Here is a 17,411-nt window from a genome sequence, read left to right on the forward strand (position 1 = left end):
CAACAAGGGCGGCAATCGCCGCCCTGATTTTATTTACGCTTTATGCTGACAGAGTCCGGTCAGCGTCGGCCACATCGCCATCAGCGTATCAATGATGCTGTCGAGATCGTCCCGCTGCACCCCTTCACGCGCCCGCACCGACATGCCTTGCAGCATACAGCCCAGATAGCGCGCGAGCGCCGCGATATTCACTGATTCGCTCAGTTCACCACGCTGCTGGCGGGTCAGCAGAAAGTCGCTAAGCGTACTCTCCTGCGACTGATGCTGCTGCTGCAACATGCTGGCGATCTCGGCAGAAGCCGCTGACAGGGTGGTGGAGGTGCAGATAAAGAAACAGCCGCCGGGCGAATCGCGATCGGTAAAGCAGGCGGCGGTTGCACGGAAATAACCCTCGATCGCCTGATCGACCGGCAACGCATCATTGCCGAGCGCCGCGTCACGCCAGGCACTGAATTTCTCCACGTAGCGCTCCATCGCGGCCCGGAACAACCCCTCTTTATTGACAAACTCGGCGTAGAGCGTGGGCGCTTTCGCCCCGGTTGCCGCTACCAGATCGGCCAGCGAGGTCCCCTCATAACCGTGGGTCCAGAACAGGGTAAGCGCTTTATCGAGCGCAGCTTCACGGTCGAAAACTTTTGGCCGACCGCGGCACTTCTTCACATCGCAATCCTGAACCTGGCTCATATATCCTCACGGGTTGTGAAACACCCCATTAAATTACCGATCATTAATAAATTGTGCAAGGGCTGGCGCATTCTGCGCTGAAGGCGGTTGCCATTTTGTGCGACGGCGCGCGGATATCGCCCCTAAGGTTAAGTGAAAAAGGGGGCTGAAGCCCATAATCACGCCACTTCGCGAATAAAATAACGCTCATTAAATAAATATTGACGGCTGACCATAATCGGGCCTATCATTTAGTTAATGATCGTTAATTAAATAACGACACACATTTTTCCACTACCGAATATTGAGAGAGCAACCTATGAAAAGCATCAAACTGAGTCTGGCCGCACTGGCACTTTCTACCCTGACATTTGGCGCATTCGCCGCTGATCAGGTCAGCAGCGACCCAATCAACCAGCAGCCGGTTGGCACCATTTCTGTCCAGGGCGGCAGCAACCTCAATTCCCTTGAAGCGCAGCTAAATGCCAAAGCGGATGAAGCGGGTGCCAAATCATTCCGTATCACCTCAACCAGTGGTCAGAACAAATTGCACGGCACCGCCGTGATTTATCAGTAATTAACTGTTGAGAAGGGGTTCGTTATGAAAAGTATCAGTATGATGGTGGTGGCTGCGCTACTCGGCAGCCTCTCCTTTGCCAGCGTGGCGGCTCAGCAGGTCACTCAATCGCCGCTCGATCAGCAAAAAATTGGCGTGATCAGCGCGACAGGTAGCACCAACCTGACCTCGCTGGAACAGCAACTGTCAGACCGGGCCAGCGATGTCGGTGCAAAGTCTTTCCGCATCACTTCGACCTCTGGCAACAACAACCTGCATGGCACCGCAGTCATTTATAAGTAAACCGCAGTCATTTATAAGTAAACCGCAGTCATTTATAAATAAACCGCAGTCATTTATAAATAAGATGAAACAGGCTTCAGATAACCACTTATCTGAAGCCTTTTTTCTAGCCGTTACTGCGTAATTGCGGGTAGCGGCGGAAGATATAGACACACCACAACAGCGCGACCAGACCGATCATCCCACCGACATTGCCCACATCCGCCATCTGCAGATGCAGACTGACCTGATTACCCAACAGCGCACCTGCGCCAATGCCGATATTATAAATACCCGACATCAGCGACATCGCAACGTCTGTGGCATCAGGCGCCAGTGATAGCACCCGTACCTGCATGCCCAGGCCAATCATCATCATCGCCATTCCCCAGATCACACACAGGGTGGAGATTGCAGCAGGACGGACCGCAGCAAAAATCAGCAGTCCCATGCAAAGTGTAATCAGCGCGATGGCGGCGATCAGCAGACCAGAGGGGAATTTATTACCCAGCGAACTGAACAGTACGCTGCCGATAATGCCGGCCGATCCGAACAGCAGCAGCAATAGGGTGGTGAAGTTCTCACCCGAGTGGGCCACCGCCTGCATAAAGGGTTCGATATAGCTATAAGCGGTGTAGTGCGCGGTCACCACCAGCGTCACCAGCAGATACATACTGACTAACGCCGGACGACGGAACAGCATCGGCACGCTGCTCAGTGAACCGGTATGTTCACTCGGCAGACGCGGCAGGATCCGCACCAGCATAATCATCAGCACCAGCGCCGAGAGGCCAATGGCACCAAAGGTGGTACGCCAGCCGAGATACTGACCCACCACGCGGCCAATCGGCACGCCCAGCACCATCGCAAGCGCCGTACCGGTTGCCAGCATGCTCAGCGCCTGGGTTTTCTTGCCCGCCGGGGCGACGCGGATCGCCAGCGATGCGGTGATCGACCAGAACACCGCGTGCGACAGCGCGATACCGATACGCGAGACGATCAGCGAACGGAAGTCCCACGCCACGGTTGACAGCACATGGCTGATGATAAAAATCAGGAACAGCACGCCGAGCAGCATTCGTCGCTCAATATTGCGGGTCAGCAGCATCAGCGGCAGCGAGAGCAGCGCCACCACCCAGGCATAGATGGTGAGCATAATGCCGACATCAGCGGTCTGCATCGAGAAATCAGCTGCGATATCCGATAGCAGGCCAACCGGCACAAATTCGGTGGTGTTGAAAACAAAAGCGGCAATAGCCAGCAACACCACGCGAAGCCAGGCAGTTTTACGTGAAACAGTCGTTGATTGCATGAGGAGTCAAATCAGTCAGAACAGCGAATTCGGATGTGGCAGAAACATCCAGCGAAAGTGACCTGCGTCACAAATTACTGACTATTGTAGTGAATAAACCGGGAAGAGGAACCTTATAAACCGTTTTTAATCCTGAATATTTTTTATCGCCCTGTGGCAGGGCGATAGCCTGAGGTTATTGACCGCGTCGCCGTGCCGGCATCATGCGCATCAGGGTGTTGTCTTTCAGCAGATAATGATGAAACAGCGCCGCCGCCGCGTGCAGTCCGATTAACCAGTATCCAAGCGGAGCCAGCGTCTCATGCCAGTCAATCAGCATATCCGCCAGATCAAAATTGGGTTCCGCCGCCACCGGCATGCTGATGCCAAACAGCCACCATTCACGGCCTTTCAGATAGCGTGATGTCAGACCGAGTATCGGCAGGGTAATAAACAGCGCATAGATAAGGGTGTGAGTCAGATGTGCCAGCCCGGTCTGCCAGCGTCGGGCGGCAGGAACAATCGGCGGAGAACGATGCCAGGTACGCAGCACCAGACGAGCAATCATCAACACCAGCACCGACGCGCCCGCGCTGAAATGGGTGATGATCATCGCATAACCCTGCCATGAACCGCGCTGAGCAAAACCGCGCAGTTCAATGGTGGCGTAGGCCGTCGCCACCAGTAAAAAGGTCAGCCAGTGGAGGGCGATCTGAGAGCCCGCAAACTTTTCCCGCATGGTAAAACCCGTTAAAGAGAATCAGGAGTTCTAACATAACGGAAAATGGCGGAAAATCTTAACAAATTAGCGCAGCGCGAGCCTTGCTCAATCGCGGTCAGGCTAACGTGAGGTCAGGGTATGTTTCAGGGCCACGCCAGGCTGTGGATCAGCATCGGAATGGCGAGGGGATGGACAGCAGGTTTCACAGCCCATCGCGCCAGAATAATACTTTTTGGCCTGCAGGATAGCCGCATTGACGTGGTAAAAACTGCCGAGAAACAGCCGGTCAGCCGGCGCGGCCAGGAAGGGGCAGCCCGCAGCATGCACCACATGGTTATGGTTGTAACCTGATTGTTTGTTCACGTAATAGTAGAGAGCCACAGGCGGTCCTTTTTGCTGTGTTAAGCGACAGAAGTAAGCAAATGTCACAATCAGACCGATTATAGCGGGAAAAGCGCATTATGTTCCGGCTGGACCTGAAAGTTGTCTCAACAGCGCAGATAAAATCGCCCGGCGCAGTGGCCGGGCCAGCAATTCAGAGGGAACAGGGGATCAAAGCTTTTTACACTGCAACCGCCAGGCCACCAGCAGAGCCAGCAGCAGCAGGGCGCTGATAAACAGCGTGATACCCATCCAGCCATAGTTATGCCAGAACACCCCGCCCAGCGTCCCGGCCACGCTGGACCCGACGTAATAGCTGAACAGATAGAGTGAAGAAGCCTGACCGCGCGCACGGCGGGCTCGTGGGCCAATCCAGCTGCTGGCAACCGCATGGGCGGCAAAAAAACCGGCGGTGAACAGCATCATGCCGGGCAAAATCAGCCACAGCGAATTAAAGGCAGTGAACAACAGGCCAGCCAGCATAATCGCGGTAGCGCCGAGCATCACCGGCCCCCGTCCCAGCCGGCTGGTTAACGCACCCGCTTTCGGCGAACTCCATGAGCCGGTGAGGTAGACCACCGACAGCAGACCCACCACTGCCTGACTGAGATGCCAGGGCGCATCTAGTAAACGGTAGCCGATGTAGTTAAACAACGTGACAAAGGCTCCCATCAGCAGAAAGCCTTCTGCAAACAGCCACGGCAGCCCTTCATCGCGCCAGTGCAGACGAAAATTAATCAGCAGGTTACGGGGGCGCAGAGAGGTGGCGCGGAAATGGCGCGACGCCGGCAGGATTTTCCAGAACATCACCGCTGAAGCCAGGGAAAAGCAGCCGATAACCGCAATCGCCACCCGCCATGAGAAAAAGTCGGTCAGCACCCCGCTCAGCAGGCGGCCACTCATGCCGCCGATGGAATTACCGCTGATGTACAGCCCCATTGAGAACGCCACCACGCGCGGGTCCATCTCTTCACTCAGATAGGTCATGCCGACTGCGGCGACCCCGCTCAGCGCCAGGCCCATCAATGCGCGCATGATCAGAATGCCGTGCCAGCTGGTCATGGTGGCGGAGATCAGGGTACAGAGGGCGGCCAGCATCAGCGCGGTGACCATTACAGACTTGCGTCCGACCGCATCAGACAGCGGGCCGGTCACCAGCAGGCCCAGCGCCATCAGTCCGGTGGAGATGGAGAGCGACAGGCTGCTGGTCGCGGGCGACACGCCAAACTGCTGCGACAGCACCGGCAATATTGGCTGGACACAGTAGAGCAGGGCAAAGGTGGCGAGACCGGCTGAAAACAGGGCCAGCGTGACGCGCATAAACTGCGGCGTTCCGCGGGTAATCCAGCCCGATGCAGCCAGCGATTCTGGCGATCTGCATCCTGCGTCATCCGCAACGGTTCCTGCCTGAGTAGTGCGACCCACAATCTTTCCTTAGTGATAAAAAACCTGTCGTCAGCTTAGAAAAGGCTGATTATGATGTCTAATATATTAATAATCTCAAATAAGACGTTAAAGATATGAATATCGAGCTGCGCCATCTGCGCTATTTCATTGCGGTCGCCGAAGAATTGCATTTTGGCCGGGCGGCGCTGCGGCTGAATATTTCTCAGCCGCCGCTCAGTCAACAGATTATTCAGCTTGAGACTGAAACCGGTGCCCGGCTGTTTAATCGTACCAACCGCAGCGTGCAGCTCACGGCCGCCGGTCAGCAGTTACTGCAGGATGCGCGCGCCATTCTGTTGCAGGTGGAACAGGCGGCTGACCGGGCGGCGCGGCTGCATCGTGGCGAAGAGGGAGAGCTGCGTATCGGCTTTACCTCCTCAGCGCCGTTTACCGTGGTGGTGTCCGATGCGCTGTACCAGTTTCGCCAGCGCTGGCCGCAGGTGCATATTCAGATGCAGGAGATCAACACCCGCCAGCAGCTGGCCCCGCTGCATGACGGGCGGCTCGATCTCGGCGTGATGCGCAACACGCCGCTGCCGGCAGATTTGCGCCACCAGCTGCTGTTGAGTGAACCGCTGTATGCGGTGGTGCACTGGGCGCATCCGCTGGCCACGGCAGACAGGATTTCGGTCAGTGCGCTGGCGGCTGAGCCGTTTGTGTTTTTCGATCCGCAGGTCGGGACCGCACTCTACAGCGACATCCTGGCGCTGCTTCACCGCTACCAGATTAAGCCCTACATCACCCAGGAAGTGGGTGAGGCGATGACCATTCTCGGTCTGGTAGCGACCGGGCTGGGCGTGTCAATTTTGCCCGCCTCATTTCGCCGGGCGCAGCTGGCTGATGTCATCTGGCTGCCGCTGGCAGAAAGTGATGCTATTTCTGAACTGTGGTTAGTCTGGTCCGCAGAGCGCGAAATAAATGAGCAGATGCGCCATATGATGACGTTACTGCAGCAAAAAAAGGCGTAACTCTGGCCGGTCCCGACGACAATGTGTGCGATAAATCACATTTCTAATCAAATATTTGACGCTGCCGCCTGATCTGCCTCACCATGACGCATGTTTATTTAGAAGCGCGAAAATAACCGGGAGCAGGGTTGTGAATCTGGACAGTCAACCTGGCCATATTGACCAAATTAAGCAAACCAATGCAGGCGTCGTTTATCGATTAATTGATCAATTCGGTCCTATTTCGCGTATCGAACTTTCCCGACGCGCCCAGCTCGCGCCAGCCAGCATCACTAAAATCGTGCGTGAAATGCTGGATGCCCATCTGGTGCAGGAGACGGAGTTTCAGGAGCCAGGCAGCCGCGGCCGTCCGGCGATTGGGCTGATCCTCGACACTGACGCCTGGCACTATCTGGCGATTCGCCTGCACCGTGGCGCCATGACCTTTACCCTGCGCGACCTTAGCAGCCGGGAACTGGTGGAGGATAGCCTGCCGCTGCCGGATGAATCGGCTCAGCCGCTGCTGACCGCGCTAATCGACCAGGTTGACGCCTTCTTTATTCGTCACCAGCAGCAGCTGGAACGCCTGACCGCCATCGCCGTGACCCTGCCAGGATTGATTAATGCCGCTTCTGGCGTGGTGCACCGTTTGCCCGGATATCAGGTACGCGACATGCCGCTCGGCGATGCGCTGTCGGCCCGCACCGGGGTACCGGTATTTGTTCAGCATGATATTTCCGCCTGGACGCTGGCAGAATCGCTGTTTGGTGCCTCACGCGGCGCAGAAGATGTGATTCAGATTGTGATTGATGAAACGGTCGGGGCTGGCGTGATCAGCGGCGGGCAACTGCTGCATAAACGCGGCCGGGCGCTGGTGGAAATCGGCCATACCCAAATCGATCCCTACGGCCAGCAGTGCTATTGCGGCAACCACGGCTGCCTCGAGACGGTGGCCAGCATCGGCAGTCTGCTGGCGCTGGCCGCTCAGCGTCTGCCGACCCAGCCTGACAGCCTGCTGCACAATCAGCCGCTGACGCTGGCATCACTCTGTGCGGCGGCGCAGTCCGGCGATCGACTGGCGCGCGACACCATTGCCAGCGTTGGTCATCATGTGGGCCGCATCCTGGCGATGATGGTGAATATCTTTAATCCGCAACATATTCTTATCGGTTCACCGCTCAATGCCGCGGCAGACGTGCTGTTTCCGGCGGTCAGCAACACCATTCTGCAACAGTCGCTGCCCGCTTACAGTGCCAGTATTCAGCTGGCACCCACTGCGTTTAGCGAGCCGGGAACGCTGGGCGGCGCGGCGCTGATCAAAGATGCACTCTATAGCGGTTACCTGTTAGTGAAGCTATTGCAAGGTTAAGCCTGACTAATCTTGCGCTAACGCAATCTGTTCTCATCTTCCATTCCTTAAAATGCGGATTATTAGTAGGGTTAATCGCCGATTAGCCGTAACCGGTTTGAGAGGAGAAGTAGAGTGAAGAGACTATTTGTTACCGGCACCGACACCGCAGTCGGTAAAACCGTGGTATCGCGTGCGCTGCTACAAAGTTTTATCAAAGCAAACCTTAGCGCAGTCGGATACAAACCCGTGGCGCGCTGCGCAGTAAAAACCGCTGACGGCCTGCGCAATAAAGATGCGCAGGTGCTGCAAAGTGCCTCTTCTGTTGCGCTGCCGTATCAGGCCATCAATCCACTGCTGTTTGAGGAACAGGAGATCGCTACCCATAGCGGTCAGGCGATCCACTACGAATTACTGACGCAGGGGCTGAATAGCCTGACGGAGCAGGCAGATCGGGTGGTAGTGGAGGGCACCGGCGGCTGGCGCAGCCTGATGAATGATGCGCGTCCACTCTCTGGCTGGGTGATTGAGCAGCAGTTACCGGTAGTGCTGGTGGTGGGGATTCAGTCTGGCTGTATCAGCCATGCGTTGCTCACGGCTGAAGCTATCCGACAGGATGGATTACCGCTGGTTGGATGGGTTGCCAACCGCATCAATCCGGGTCTGGCGCAATACAGCGATATCATCGAAGTGCTGCGTGAAAAAATCCCGGCACCGCTGCTGGGTGAACTGCCGTACCTGCCGCGTGCCGAACAACGCGATCTGACCGCCTACATCGATATCTCACTGCTGGATCGGCCCAGCCTGCATCATGTGAGTGCAAAGATCGCCTGATCATGAAACAAAACAAGTCATCTTCCCCGGTGGTGAACGTAAAGTTGCAGGTTCGCCACCGGCCACATCAGGAAATTTTATCCCGATTTTTCAGTCACCTGGCCTGAGAGGCGAGATGACGCTGAGGTAATGGCGCAAAAAATGCATTAATCCGGCTAATCACTGTTGCCGGAGCACCGTCATGTCGCAATCACACGAGCAAGGTATGTTATATGGGCTGGATGCCCGTATTGGTCCCGTCCCGGCGTTTTTCGCCGCCCTGCAGCATCTGCTGGCCAGCGTGGTTGGCATCATCACTCCGCCGCTGATTATCGGTTCGGTATTGGGGCTACAGGCCTATATTCCCTACCTGATCAGCATGTCACTGTTGGTCTCGGGCCTTGGCACGTTTTTACAGGCCCGGCGCTTTTTCGGCGTCGGAGCCGGGATGATCTGCCTGCAGGGAACCAGCTTCGCCTTTCTGGGGGTGCTGCTGTCAGGCGGCCTGATGGTGAAGGCGCGCGGCGGATCGCCAGAAGAGATCATGGCGATGCTGTTCGGCTGCAATCTGGTGGCAGCGCTGATCCCAATTCTGATTAGCCGCTGCGTCGGTCCGTTACGCAAAGTGCTGACCCCGGTAGTGACCGGCACGGTCATTACCCTGATTGGTATCAGCCTGATCAAAGTCAGCATCACCGACTGGGCTGGCGGTCACAACGCCCGTGATTTTGGTGCTCCCGGCAATCTGGCGCTGGGCGCGCTGACGCTGCTGGTAATCGTGGCGCTCAATCGTGCGCGTAACCGCTGGACCAGACTGGTGGCGGTCGTGGCCGGAATTGTAGTGGGCTGCATCGCGGCAGCGTTAACCGGCCATCTGCAACTGAAAGCGCCGGACCACAGCGCGGCGCTGGTGCTGCCTGCGCTGTTTAAGTTCGGCTTTGCCTTTGACTGGACCATTTTCTTGCCAATTGCGCTGGTGTCGGTGATCGCGGTGATTGAAGCGGTGGGCGATCTCACCGCCAATTGCCTGATATCACAACAGTCGATCGGCGGCACAGCGTTCCAGCAGCGTCTGCAGGGCGGCATTATGGCTGACGGCGTCAGCTGTCTGCTGGCAGCCATTTTCTCGGCATTCCCGAACACCACCTTTGCGCAAAACAATGGGGTGATCCAGATGACCGGCGTGGCCAGCCGCTATGTCGGGATGGTGCTGGGGTTGATGCTGGTGCTGCTTGGTCTGTTCCCGGCGGTCGGCTCTCTGTTACAGCAAATTCCGCCGCCGGTGCTGGGCGGGGCCACCATCGTGATGTTCGGCAGCGTAGTTGCCGCCGGCATCCGGGTGATGACGCAAACGCCTTTAGGACGCCGTGAGATGCTGATCGTCGCGGTTTCTTTCGGCGTCGGCCTGGGCGTTGAAGCGGTGCCGGAAGTGCTGAAACAGTTACCACCGCTGATCAACACCCTGTTTGGTCATGCGGTCACTACCGGCGGTTTGCTGGCCATTCTGCTGAATATGGTATTGCCTGAGGAAGCGCGCGCCGTCTCTGTCGTACCGGCCAAAGCGCTGAGCGGCAGCGAAGAGCAGGCATAAAAAAAGGGCCATTACGGCCCTTTTTCACTTAGCGGTGAGAGCGATTACGGGTTCAGGCGGCGGCGGGTGCGGCCTGAGCTGAGGTAATCGGCGATGTAATCCTGTGAGATCTCACCGCTGTAGCGACCCTCTTCATCGACAATCGGCATCCAGACGGTGTTGTGCTCATACAGTTTTGACAGCACGACGCGCAGGTTCTCTTCCGCTTTGCCGGTCACCTTAAAGGTGTGCAGGCGCTCTTCACAGCGGCCGCTGGCGTTACGCGCCTCACGCCGTTTCACAAAGCCGAGCGGCTTGCCATCTTCATCCACCACGGTAATTGAGCGCATATCATAGTCATCCATGGTGCCGAAGGCTTCTTCCAGTGAGGTTGATCGCTGTACGGTGATGGTGGGCTGCTGATCGGTGACGTCACCCGCCTGCACCAGCAGCAGGCGTTTCAGCGTCCGGTCCTGACCGACAAACGATCCGACAAAGTCGTTGGCTGGCGTTGCCAGCAGCTCGTCCGGGCTGGCGCACTGCACAATTTTACCCTGACCAAACACCGCGATTCGGTCACCGAGCTTCAGTGCTTCATCGATGTCATGACTCACCAGCATCACGGTTTTCTTCAGCTGACGCTGCATATCAAGAAATTCGTTCTGGATGACTTCACGGTTGATCGGGTCGACCGCACCAAAAGGCTCATCCATCAGCAGCACCGGAGGATCAGCCGCCAGCGCGCGGATCACCCCAATACGCTGCTGCTGGCCACCCGACATTTCACGCGGGTAGCGATGCAGGAACTTGCTCGGGTCGAGCGCCACCATACTCATCAACTCGGTGGCGCGCTCCCGGCAGCGTTTCTTATCCCAGCCCAGCATGCGCGGCACCACGGTAATGTTCTCTTCGATGGTCATGTTGGGAAACAGGCCAATCTGCTGGATCACATAGCCGATGTTACGGCGCAGCGTGGTGGTGTCCTGAGTGCTGGTATCTTCGCCATTGATCAGGATGCGGCCGCTGGTGGCGGGGATCAGGCGGTTAATCATCTTCAGGGTCGTGGTTTTGCCGCAGCCCGATGGCCCCAGCAGCACGCACATCTCACCGGCTGGCACTTCCAGGCTAACGTTATCCACCGCTTTCATGGTGGTGCCGTTTTTCTGGGTAAAGGTTTTCGTCAGGTTTTCCAGTGTAATCATTATCGAATTCCCTTAGGAGTCAGCGCCTGCTGCAAACGGTGCAGCAGCCAGTCAAGAACAATCGCCAGCAGGCAAATCATTAACGCCCCGGCTATCAACATACGAATATCACTGCCGCTGATGCCGTCGAGCAACAGCTGACCCAGGCCACCGGCACCAATCACCGCGGCAATCGCCATGACGCCGACGTTCATCACTACCGCGGTGCGGATACCGCCGAAAATCACCGGCAGGGCCATCGGAATTTCCACCCAGCGTAATCGCTGCCAGAAGGTCATGCCGATGCCGCGACCGGCTTCGCGCAGGCCGTCGGGCAGGTTCTCCAGCGCGGTATGGGTATTACGCACAATCGGCAGCAGCGAGTAGAGAAACACCGCGGTAATCGCCGGCAGGGCGCCAATGCCCTGACCGATGATTGAAAACAGCGGGATCATCAGGCCAAACAGCGCGATGGTCGGAATGGTCAGCACCACGGTGGCGATACCGAGGATCGGCGTCGCCAGCCAGCGGACCCGGACAATCAGAATGCCAAGCGGCACGCCAATCACAATCGCCAGCCCAACCGCGACCAGCACCAGCCAGGTGTGCTGCCAGCTAAGCGTCAGCAGGCTGTTCCAGTTATCCATGATGTAGTGAAGGGTATCCACAGTGCCTCCTTACAGCATGTTTTTGGATTTAAGGAAATCACGCGCCACCTGTTCCGGTGACTGGTGATCGATATCGACCCGCTTATTCATTTCGGTGATCGACTCATCGGTAATCAGCGGTGAAAGCTCATTCAGCGCCGCTTCCAGTCCCGGATGGCTCTCCAGCACATCTTTGCGCACCACCGGCGTGACGTTATAGCTCGGGAAGAAGTGCTTATCATCCTCCAGCACTTTCAGGTCGAACCCTTTCACCCGGCCGTCGGTGGTATAGATCAGACCGGCATCGACGAAGCCATCACGAATAGCGTTATAGACCAGTCCGGGGTCCATCTGACGGATCTGCGGTCGATCCAGCGCCATGTTGTAGGTCTTCTGCAACGGCTTCATGCCGTCTGAGCGGCCGGAGAATTCCAGATCCAGCCCCAGTCGCCAGTTGTGTTCCGGGTCCTTTTTACGCACCTGCTCCAGCTTCGTCACCAGCTGCGACAGGGTGGTGATCCCCTCTTTTTCCGCCCGCTGCCGGGTCATGGCAAAGGCGTAGGTATTGTTCATCGGAGCCGGGTTCAGCCATACCAGCCCCAGCTTCGCATCAAGTTTCTTCACCGTTTCATACGCCTGCTCAGAAGACATCGGCTGGCTGATATGGTTAAAGATGATCAACGACGTACCGGTATATTCCCAGGTCATGTCGATCTGCTTGTTCAGCAGCGCATTACGGCCGATGGTGGTGGCGATATTGCGCTTCGGGATCACCTCAAAGCCCTTTTTCTCTAACCACATCACCGTCATTGCCGACAGGATATGCTGCTCGGTAAAGCTCTTGGTCGCCATCACCAGCGGGGCGGCGGCCTGTACAGTCTGGCTCAGGGCCAGCGTCGCCATCAGGGCAAGTGCACTCTGTTTAATCCAGCGCGTTAGCATCGCAAAGTTCCTTATCGTTATGCCGCAGCGTGCGGACTGAGAAAGCGGCCCAGTGCGGCCAGCAGCATATCCAGCACCAGTGCCACCAGTGCCGTTGCCACCGCGCCGAGAATCAGCGTCGGGAAGTCATTGAGGTAGATACCGGGAAAGATCAGCTCGCCGAAGCTGCTGGCACCAATCAGAAACGCCAGCGGCGCGGTGCCGACATTGATGGCAGTGGCGATGCGCACGCCGGTCAGGATAACCGGCAGTGCATTCGGGATTTCGACCTGGCGCAGACGCTGCATTTTGGTCATGCCGATGCCGTTGGCGGCTTCGATCAGCGAGGCGGGCACTGCGCTCAGACCGGAGAAGGTGTTACGCACGATAGGCAGCAGAGAAGCGAGAAACAGCGCGATCAGCGCCGGACGGTCGCCGATGCCGATAATCACCATCGCTAATGCCAGCACCGCCAGCGGTGGCAGGGTATTGCCGACGTTAAAAATCTGCATCACATATTCAGCCCAGCGACGGGCAAAAGGGCGGCTGAGGATGATGCCGCTGGGAATACCGACCAGCAGGGCGAACAGCATCGACCAGAAGACTAAAAACAGATGTTGTTGTCCGAGATAGAGCAGATCGACCTTTCTGGCGACCAGCTGGTCCCAGCCGAGGCCCCAGATTAGCGCGCCGATCACCGCAGCCACCGCCAGCAGTGCCAGACCGGCACGGCGGACCAGTGAAGCATTTTGCATAAGGGAGTCTCCCTGATAACGATCTCAATTGTTATAACAACCAATAACAGCCCGACAGAAGCAGCAAAAACGGCCACGGCTCCCAATACCGAAACTGCGATAAAATGTAGATAAAATGACTGTTTATCTACGCTTTTTCAGTGAATACTGAGAAAGAAGCCTTATTGCTATAGCAGCCTGAAGCGAAGCGCGCTAGCTTTTTAGCCTTAAATCAGGGGATTAAAAACTGGTTAAAATAGTGTTAAAGCCGCGTGGTGATTGGGCTGATGCATCAATGAAAAATTTTCATCGACTTTGGGTGACAACGTCACAGAAGCGACCAATGATGCGCACTGACGGGAAACTGCACTGGCGGATTTTCAGCTACGCTTGCAGCTAAAAAAGGAACCCTATGACTGAAAGCGCACAACTCCAGACCGGACACCGACACTGGATTTTAATTGCCTGTATGCTGGCGATGTTTATGGCGGCAATTGAAGTCACCATCGTTGCCACCGCTATGCCCACCATCATTGCCGAACTGGGCGGTTTTTCGCAGTTTGGCTGGGTATTTTCCATCTATCTGCTGACCCAGGCGGTCAGCGTGCCGCTCTATGGACGTCTGGCGGATCTGTACGGCCGTAAGATGATGTTTTTTATCGGCACCGCGATTTTTCTTATTGGCTCAGTGCTGTGCGGTTTCGCCCACAGCATGACCTGGCTGATCCTGTTCCGCGCCTTTCAGGGATTGGGGGCCGGTGCCATCATGCCGCTCAGCTCGACTATCGTGGCGGACATTTACTCACCGCGCGAGCGCGCCAGCGTACAGGGCTGGCTCTCCAGCGTCTGGGGCGTTGCGGCCATCGTCGGTCCGCTGACCGGTGCCTGGCTGGTGCAGCACTTTAGCTGGTCGGTAATTTTCTGGGTCAATCTGCCAATAGGGCTGATCAGCATGCTGATGCTGGCGCGCTGGTTGCCGGCTCATCAGCAGGAACAGCAGCGACAGTCGCTGAACCTGGCCGGCAGTGGCTGGCTGATGCTGTGCGTCAGCGCATTGCTGGTTGCGCTGCTGCAGGCAGAACAGCTCGGCTTATGGCTAATCCCGTTCCTGCTGTTTTCGCTGTTTGCCGGCTGGATGCTGAAACGTCATGAGCAGCGGGCCGACGCGCCGTTGTTTCCGCTGATTATCTGGCGCAGCCGACTGATTATTGCCGGTAACGCCGGCAACCTGATTATCGGGGCCGCCATGATGGGGATCAGCGCTTTCCTGCCGACCTGGATTCAGGGCATTGGTGGCGGCTCGCCGCTGCAGGCGGGCAGCGCCCTGGCAATGATGTCGATTGGCTGGCCGCTGGCCAGTACCCTGAGCGGAAGGCTGATGCTGCGCACCTCTTATCGCTTTACCGCCCAGTCAGGGGCGCTGTTGCTGATTAGCGGCAGCGCCTTATTGCTGCTGTTGCGGCCCGACAGTTCGCTGTATCAGGCTGGTTTTACCGCCTTTGTCATCGGGACCGGAATGGGAATGACCAGCACCACGTTTCTGGTTTCGGTGCAGAATCAGGCGGATTACGAAATTCGCGGCATCTGTACCGCCTCGATCATGTTCAGCCGGATGATCGGCTCAGCGATTGGCACCGCCATCATGGGCGCCGTGCTGAACCTTAATTTACACTGGCGGTTGCCGCAGGCGCAGGACCCGGTGCAGCAGATTATGGCCGATGAGAGTCGCCGTCAGCTGACGCCGGAGACGCTACAGCAGATGGTGCAGGCGATTGCTGCTTCACTGCATTGGGTATTTGTGGTGGCACTGGTGATTGCGCTGTTTGCGCTGGGAGTGGCATGGATGATGCCGCGTCAACGGCCGGAGCATGCGGAGTAGCGAGCAGGGCGACAGGACGTCGCCCTGCTGTTATTTACTGTGCGGGCGCGTCCTGTGAACTGCCGGCACTGTCTGGCACGCTGGCGTCATCGTCACGCCCCGTGCGCTTGTAAACAATCTTTTGTGTGTCGTTCTCACAATGTCCCACCACCTGACCGCCGGCCTGATCAACCTGATCGTTAGCGACGATGTCGAGACTAAAACCCGATTCGGGCACACCGTTCTGAATAATTTTCTGGCTGATCTCGGTTTTGACCGATTCACAGGATGCCTGTGCCAGCACGGGCAGCGCGAACAACGTCGCCGTTAACAAAACCCTCTGTAGCTTCATCACGTATTCCTTATGTTAGTCGTCCGTCATTACTATAGCTGAAAATCAGGGCGTAACAGGCCGGCCGGAGCGGCGATCCAGACAACGCAGGGTATTCGGCTCCCAGTAAGCATTAAGGTTCAGGCTCTGCTCACACTTGTCGCGAGTATCAAACGCGCGGTCGGTCTTATCAAACTCTTTCTCAACGCGGCTGTTCACCTTATTACGCAGCATCCGCGTGTCATTCCACTGCTCTTTATCCTGACGCGCTGCTTCGTTACTGGCGGCGCTGCTGCCATCTTCAATAATCAGGCGATTAGTGGTAGCACTGGCATTAAAGGCTGCCGCTGACAGCAGGCTGACCAGCAGGACCGGGATCAATTTTTTCATTGCGCTTTCCTTCAGTTAACGCAGACATCGCCAATGGTAACGGCTGTTGCCGCGGGTAGGCTTAGTATATCATCGCCGTTTCTTTGCTCACCAGTGGTGAGTCGTTTGTTTACGTTTGTGAGAGAAAAGGATGCTGATTAAAACCGCCTTGCTGTTTTTTATCACCGCGCTGGCGGAAATTATCGGCTGCTTTTTGCCGTGGCTGTGGCTGAAAAAAGGCGGCTCCGTCTGGCTACTGTTGCCGGCAGCTGCCAGCCTGGCGCTGTTTGTCTGGCTGCTGACGCTGCATCCTGCCGCCAGCGGACGGGTGTATGCCGCTTATGGCGGAGGCTATGTGCTGACCGCACTGCTGTGGTTGCGGGTGGTCGACGGCGTGAAGCTCAGCGCCTGGGACTGGAGCGGGGCGATTGTCGCCTTTAGCGGCATGTTGATCATCGTGCTGGGCTGGGGACGGGGCTAGAGCCAGCCGGAAAGGCTGGCTCTGAGGCTTACGGCTTGTGCACCTTCAGACCGGCCACTGTCTGGCTGACAGGCATCATCTCAAGCGTGTTGATGTTGACATGCTTAGGCAGCGTGGCGACCCAGTAGACCGCTTCAGTCACATCGTCCGGGGTTAGTGCGGTGGCGCCTTCATACACCTGACCCGCTTTATCATCGTCACCTTTGAAACGGACGTTGGAGAACTCGGTACCGCCCACCAGGCCTGGTTCGATGTCGGTAACGCGCAGCGCGGTGCCGTGCAGATCGGTTCGCAGATTAAGGCTGAACTGACGGACAAAGGCTTTGGTCGCGCCATAGACGTTGCCGCCCGCATAGGGCCAGCTGCCGGCGATCGACCCGATATTTATCACGTGCCCGACGTTACGCTCCACCATCTGCGGCAGCAGGGCGCGCGTCATATAGACCAGACCCTTGGTGTTGGTGTCGATCATATTCTCCCAGTCTTCAACGTTGGCGCGGTGGGCTGGCTCAATCCCCAGCGCCAGACCGGCGTTATTGACCAGCACATCGATTTCGCGCCACTCCGCCGGCAACTGATTTACCGCCTCTTCAATGGCTGCCCGGTTACGCACATCAAGCTGCACGGTATACAGGTTATCGCCCAGCTCATCTTTCAGCGCTTTCAGGCGCTCGGCCCGGCGTCCGCTGGCGATCACTTTATGGCCGGTTGCGATAAAGCGACGGGTGATGCTTTCACCAAAACCGGCGGTCGCGCCGGTGACAAAAATAATCATCTCACTGTTCCTTATGCCATTTTCACAATCGATGGCTTCACCATAGCATTTCATTTCCGCTTGCGCCCGCCGAAAAAGCGATTGGGCTGTAAGGGG

20 protein-coding genes are annotated in these 17,411 nt (G+C 56.9%); 8 read left to right on the top strand and 12 right to left on the bottom strand.

The genetic code is table 11. The features are described from left to right. Positions 1–33: 33 nt before the first annotated feature. Positions 34–684, bottom strand: coding sequence for a TetR/AcrR family transcriptional regulator (locus tag ABIB18_RS04595; RefSeq protein ID WP_069728344.1), 651 nt, complete (start codon positions 682–684; stop codon positions 34–36). A 298-nt stretch (positions 685–982) separates the two neighbouring features. Between ABIB18_RS04595 and bhsA (ABIB18_RS04600) the strand changes: the two genes are divergently transcribed. Beyond that, a complete protein-coding gene (bhsA, locus tag ABIB18_RS04600) occupies positions 983–1,240 on the top strand; it encodes a multiple stress resistance protein BhsA (RefSeq protein WP_031376744.1) in 258 nt (85 codons plus the stop codon). Between the two features lie 24 nt (positions 1,241–1,264). Next, positions 1,265–1,522, top strand: coding sequence for a multiple stress resistance protein BhsA (gene bhsA, locus ABIB18_RS04605; protein ID WP_031376743.1), 258 nt, complete (start codon positions 1,265–1,267; stop codon positions 1,520–1,522). 106 nt (positions 1,523–1,628) lie between these two features. Here the strand turns inward: bhsA (ABIB18_RS04605) and ABIB18_RS04610 are convergent, their stop codons facing one another. The 4 genes from ABIB18_RS04610 to ynfM form a co-directional block, all read right to left on the bottom strand. Beyond that, positions 1,629–2,813 carry a sugar transporter gene (locus ABIB18_RS04610; RefSeq protein ID WP_031376742.1) on the bottom strand — a complete coding sequence of 395 codons (1,185 nt, stop codon included), beginning with the start codon at positions 2,811–2,813 and terminating at the stop codon, positions 1,629–1,631. Positions 2,814–2,988: 175 nt separating this feature from the next. After that, positions 2,989–3,531: a cytochrome b561 gene (cybB, locus tag ABIB18_RS04615; protein ID WP_354473726.1), complete on the bottom strand. Its 543-nt coding sequence runs from the start codon at positions 3,529–3,531 to the stop codon at positions 2,989–2,991. Between the two features lie 102 nt (positions 3,532–3,633). Then, positions 3,634–3,894 (bottom strand): hypothetical protein, encoded by a 261-nt coding sequence (locus tag ABIB18_RS04620; protein WP_089561575.1) that lies wholly within the window; start codon positions 3,892–3,894, stop codon positions 3,634–3,636. A gap of 171 nt (positions 3,895–4,065) precedes the next feature. After that, positions 4,066–5,319 carry a multidrug efflux MFS transporter YnfM/SxtP(Kp) gene (ynfM, locus tag ABIB18_RS04625; RefSeq protein WP_031376739.1) on the bottom strand — a complete coding sequence of 418 codons (1,254 nt, stop codon included), beginning with the start codon at positions 5,317–5,319 and terminating at the stop codon, positions 4,066–4,068. A gap of 95 nt (positions 5,320–5,414) precedes the next feature. Between ynfM and ABIB18_RS04630 the strand changes: the two genes are divergently transcribed. From ABIB18_RS04630 to ABIB18_RS04645, 4 genes are all read left to right on the top strand, one after another. Further along, positions 5,415–6,308, top strand: a complete 894-nt coding sequence (locus ABIB18_RS04630; RefSeq protein WP_031376738.1) for a LysR family transcriptional regulator — start codon at positions 5,415–5,417, stop codon at positions 6,306–6,308. 130 nt (positions 6,309–6,438) lie between these two features. After that, positions 6,439–7,656 (top strand): sugar metabolism global transcriptional regulator Mlc, encoded by a 1,218-nt coding sequence (gene mlc / locus ABIB18_RS04635; RefSeq protein ID WP_354473728.1) that lies wholly within the window; start codon positions 6,439–6,441, stop codon positions 7,654–7,656. Positions 7,657–7,770: 114 nt separating this feature from the next. After that, positions 7,771–8,469, top strand: coding sequence for a dethiobiotin synthase (gene bioD, locus ABIB18_RS04640; RefSeq protein WP_089561573.1), 699 nt, complete (start codon positions 7,771–7,773; stop codon positions 8,467–8,469). Positions 8,470–8,650: 181 nt separating this feature from the next. Then, on the top strand, positions 8,651–10,039 hold the full coding sequence (locus tag ABIB18_RS04645) for a nucleobase:cation symporter-2 family protein (protein WP_354473729.1): 1,389 nt from the start codon (positions 8,651–8,653) through the stop codon (positions 10,037–10,039). Positions 10,040–10,083: 44 nt separating this feature from the next. Here the strand turns inward: ABIB18_RS04645 and osmV are convergent, their stop codons facing one another. The 4 genes from osmV to ABIB18_RS04665 are packed head-to-tail and all read right to left on the bottom strand — an operon-like array spanning position 10,084 to position 13,522. After that, on the bottom strand, positions 10,084–11,220 hold the full coding sequence (gene osmV, locus ABIB18_RS04650) for an osmoprotectant ABC transporter ATP-binding protein OsmV (protein ID WP_031376735.1): 1,137 nt from the start codon (positions 11,218–11,220) through the stop codon (positions 10,084–10,086). Continuing rightward, entirely contained in the window at positions 11,220–11,867 is a 648-nt protein-coding gene (gene osmW / locus ABIB18_RS04655; RefSeq protein ID WP_069728335.1) for an osmoprotectant ABC transporter permease OsmW, read from the bottom strand. Before osmW ends, osmV begins: the two co-directional genes overlap by 1 nt. A gap of 9 nt (positions 11,868–11,876) precedes the next feature. After that, entirely contained in the window at positions 11,877–12,788 is a 912-nt protein-coding gene (locus tag ABIB18_RS04660) for a glycine betaine ABC transporter substrate-binding protein (RefSeq protein WP_502922708.1), read from the bottom strand. Positions 12,789–12,805: 17 nt separating this feature from the next. Beyond that, positions 12,806–13,522, bottom strand: coding sequence for an ABC transporter permease (locus ABIB18_RS04665; protein WP_031376732.1), 717 nt, complete (start codon positions 13,520–13,522; stop codon positions 12,806–12,808). 391 nt (positions 13,523–13,913) lie between these two features. On the opposite strand from ABIB18_RS04665, the gene ABIB18_RS04670 reads away from it, so the two are divergent. Beyond that, entirely contained in the window at positions 13,914–15,380 is a 1,467-nt protein-coding gene (locus ABIB18_RS04670) for an MDR family MFS transporter (protein ID WP_069728333.1), read from the top strand. 34 nt (positions 15,381–15,414) lie between these two features. Here ABIB18_RS04670 and ABIB18_RS04675 read toward each other — a convergent pair whose 3' ends face one another. Together ABIB18_RS04675 and ABIB18_RS04680 are read right to left on the bottom strand one after the other, a co-directional pair. Further along, entirely contained in the window at positions 15,415–15,711 is a 297-nt protein-coding gene (locus tag ABIB18_RS04675; protein ID WP_031376731.1) for a DUF1161 domain-containing protein, read from the bottom strand. A gap of 45 nt (positions 15,712–15,756) precedes the next feature. Further along, entirely contained in the window at positions 15,757–16,080 is a 324-nt protein-coding gene (locus ABIB18_RS04680; protein WP_031376730.1) for a DUF1283 family protein, read from the bottom strand. Between the two features lie 133 nt (positions 16,081–16,213). Between ABIB18_RS04680 and ABIB18_RS04685 the strand changes: the two genes are divergently transcribed. Beyond that, a complete protein-coding gene (locus ABIB18_RS04685) occupies positions 16,214–16,540 on the top strand; it encodes a YnfA family protein (RefSeq protein ID WP_354473838.1) in 327 nt (108 codons plus the stop codon). 28 nt (positions 16,541–16,568) lie between these two features. Here the strand turns inward: ABIB18_RS04685 and ydfG are convergent, their stop codons facing one another. After that, the gene (gene ydfG, locus ABIB18_RS04690; RefSeq protein ID WP_031376728.1) at positions 16,569–17,315 is read right to left on the bottom strand and encodes a bifunctional NADP-dependent 3-hydroxy acid dehydrogenase/3-hydroxypropionate dehydrogenase YdfG; all 747 of its coding nucleotides are present in this window, start codon (positions 17,313–17,315) and stop codon (positions 16,569–16,571) included. Positions 17,316–17,411 lie beyond the last annotated feature (96 nt).

Source organism: Pantoea sp. UYEF8 (genome assembly GCF_040546285.1).
GTDB classification, from domain to species: Bacteria; Pseudomonadota; Gammaproteobacteria; order Enterobacterales; family Enterobacteriaceae; genus Pantoea; species Pantoea brenneri.

Coding starts and splice junctions, on each gene's coding strand:
- ydfG (WP_031376728.1), bottom strand. CDS start 17,315: ATGATTATTTTTGTCACCGGCGCGACCGCCGGTTTTGGTGAAAGCATC.
- ABIB18_RS04610 (WP_031376742.1), bottom strand. CDS start 2,813: ATGCAATCAACGACTGTTTCACGTAAAACTGCCTGGCTTCGCGTGGTG.
- bhsA (WP_031376743.1), top strand. CDS start 1,265: ATGAAAAGTATCAGTATGATGGTGGTGGCTGCGCTACTCGGCAGCCTC.
- ABIB18_RS04665 (WP_031376732.1), bottom strand. CDS start 13,522: ATGCAAAATGCTTCACTGGTCCGCCGTGCCGGTCTGGCACTGCTGGCG.
- osmV (WP_031376735.1), bottom strand. CDS start 11,220: ATGATTACACTGGAAAACCTGACGAAAACCTTTACCCAGAAAAACGGC.
- ABIB18_RS04630 (WP_031376738.1), top strand. CDS start 5,415: ATGAATATCGAGCTGCGCCATCTGCGCTATTTCATTGCGGTCGCCGAA.
- bhsA (WP_031376744.1), top strand. CDS start 983: ATGAAAAGCATCAAACTGAGTCTGGCCGCACTGGCACTTTCTACCCTG.
- ABIB18_RS04670 (WP_069728333.1), top strand. CDS start 13,914: ATGACTGAAAGCGCACAACTCCAGACCGGACACCGACACTGGATTTTA.
- ABIB18_RS04645 (WP_354473729.1), top strand. CDS start 8,651: ATGTCGCAATCACACGAGCAAGGTATGTTATATGGGCTGGATGCCCGT.
- ABIB18_RS04680 (WP_031376730.1), bottom strand. CDS start 16,080: ATGAAAAAATTGATCCCGGTCCTGCTGGTCAGCCTGCTGTCAGCGGCA.
- ABIB18_RS04660 (WP_502922708.1), bottom strand. CDS start 12,788: ATGCTAACGCGCTGGATTAAACAGAGTGCACTTGCCCTGATGGCGACG.
- ABIB18_RS04675 (WP_031376731.1), bottom strand. CDS start 15,711: ATGAAGCTACAGAGGGTTTTGTTAACGGCGACGTTGTTCGCGCTGCCC.
- ABIB18_RS04595 (WP_069728344.1), bottom strand. CDS start 684: ATGAGCCAGGTTCAGGATTGCGATGTGAAGAAGTGCCGCGGTCGGCCA.
- cybB (WP_354473726.1), bottom strand. CDS start 3,531: ATGCGGGAAAAGTTTGCGGGCTCTCAGATCGCCCTCCACTGGCTGACC.